The sequence below is a fragment of the Streptomyces sp. WELS2 genome, assembly GCF_013870595.1.
In the GTDB taxonomy this organism is placed as follows: Bacteria; Actinomycetota; Actinomycetes; order Streptomycetales; family Streptomycetaceae; genus Streptomyces.
Window position 1 is genome coordinate 1 of the sequence record NZ_JACBWZ010001019.1, and the last position, 1,998, is coordinate 1,998.

Genomic DNA, 1,998 nt, shown 5'->3' on the forward strand with positions numbered 1-1,998 from the left:
AGCCGGACCAGGTAGTCCAGGGCGAACGCCCCCCACACCCCCACTCGTCGGACCACCGCACCGCGTAGCGGGCTCCATCCTGCCCCGGCCGGCCCTGCGCCATCCGGGCAACGCGTGCACCCGTCCGAAACGTCCGGCCCCCGTCGGCCCCGCGTCCGCCCCGGCTACCCCGGCCCGCGCGTCCCCGCAACCCGGGAGGCCCCCCGGCAACGCAGAACCCCGGCCGCTCGGGCGACCGGGGTCTGTACAGATGGGAAATCGGCTTCGACAGGGGGACTCACGAACCCGTGGGCACGGAGTCGGTCGCCTCCGTCCACAGGTCCTGCTCGGCGCGATCCGCCTGGATCTGGCGGTACACGAGGAGCCCGCCGATGGCGGCCAGTGCGACCAGGAGCAGCTTCTTCACCGCGCGACCTCGTCTTTCCTTGACGTAGGGGACCTCTGGCGCCCGACTATACACACCGCCCGATATCGGCCGGTGACCTGCGTCGGCGCCCAACTCCCGGGCCCGGCGGCGCAGTAGGTGCAGCCGGACGCCGTGCCGACCGGAGCGTGACCGGGCCCCCACGGACGGTTAATTTGCTCCCGCTTCGGCCTGCCTCATCGCCTTTAGAGGGTTTTCTCCCTTCTTGGACCCATCCGAGTGGTGTTCATCGGAACATCGACGCGCCACGGGCGTCGGTCCACCACATCGCGACCCTCATACACATCATGAACAAAGTACGCAAATCGCCCAACCCGAAAGTGAGGGGATCATGGCCCGGACCAAGGTCATGAAGATGTGGACCGCCATCGTCACCGCCTTCCTCGCGCTGTGCACGGCGCTCGGACTCGTCTCCGCCGGCGCCGCCACCGCCACCGCCGCCCCGGCCGGACCCCGGACCGAGAGCGCCGGCACCGGCACCGCGCACCGCACGCTCCCGACGATCCCGGTCCCACATCCCTGGGCCTGGTCCCGCGCCCGGGCCCTGCCCCCCACGATGAAGCAGCGGATCCGGGCCGAGGCCCACGGAAAGTCCCCCAGCTGCCGGCACCGGCCACCGACCGAGACCCAGCAGAGCGAGACGGAACTCCAGCAGCAGACCCGGCCCCGGACACGGGCCGAGGAACAGGACCGGAGCCCCGACCACGCCCCGGCGGCGCTCGACTGCTGAGCCCCCGCCCGCCGCAGCACCGCAACGTCTCGACAACAAGGCGACTTGCGTACGCACCAGTCGACACGGAAGACCCCCGGCCGCCCCGGCCGGGGGTCTCGCGCTGTTTCCGGGACCCGCCGGGTGCCCGGATCCGTCGTACGCCATGCTGGCAGCGACAACAGGCTCCGACCGCACGGAAAGGTGGTGAGCGCTGCCGTGAGCCGGCGCGTCACCGTAGTCACCGCTGTCCACGGCCCGTCCGCCCGGTTCCTGCCGGACGCGTACGCGTCCCTGTGCGCGCAACGGCTGCCCGACGGCTGGGACTGGGAGTGGGTCGTGCAGGAGGACGGGACGACGGACCGGGTCCGCCCGTACGTCCCGGACGACGCGCGGGTGTCCTTCCGCCAGGGCCGGCCGGGCGGTCCCGGCGTGGCCCGGACGATCGCGCTGTCCCGCGCCGAAGGCGCCTACGTCAAGGTGCTGGACGCCGACGACCGGCTCACCCCGGGCGCGCTCGCCCGCGACCTGGCGGTGCTGGAGGCCCGTCCCGCCGTCGGCTGGACGACCTCCCGCGTGCTGGACCTGCTGCCCGACGGCACCACGGCCGGCTTCCCCGGCGACCCCGACGACGGCCCGCTGGAACGCGGCACCGTCCTCGACCACTGGAAGCGCAACGACTTCCGCCCGCCGGTCCACCCGGCGACCCTGTGCGTACGACACGAACTGCTGCTCGCGCTGGGCGGCTGGATGGCGCTGCCGGCCTCCGAGGACACCGGGCTGCTGCTGGCGCTGGACGCGGTGAGCCGCGGCTGGTTCTCGGCGCAGGCCGGTCTGCTGTACCGCAAGTGGGACGGGCAGGTCA

General features: G+C 72.8%; 3 protein-coding genes. 2 read left to right on the top strand and 1 reads right to left on the bottom strand.

Annotated features, from left to right (window positions below):
• Positions 1–277: 277 nt before the first annotated feature.
• Entirely contained in the window at positions 278–406 is a 129-nt protein-coding gene (locus H5J33_RS36890; RefSeq protein ID WP_003999697.1) for a DLW-39 family protein, read from the bottom strand.
• A 349-nt stretch (positions 407–755) separates the two neighbouring features.
• Between H5J33_RS36890 and H5J33_RS33025 the strand changes: the two genes are divergently transcribed.
• Complete coding sequence (locus tag H5J33_RS33025) at positions 756–1,154, top strand: DUF6344 domain-containing protein (protein ID WP_181798390.1); 399 nt, start codon at positions 756–758, stop codon at positions 1,152–1,154.
• 186 nt (positions 1,155–1,340) lie between these two features.
• On the top strand, positions 1,341–1,998 hold a 658-nt coding region (locus H5J33_RS33030; protein WP_309485544.1), incomplete at its 3' end, for a glycosyltransferase.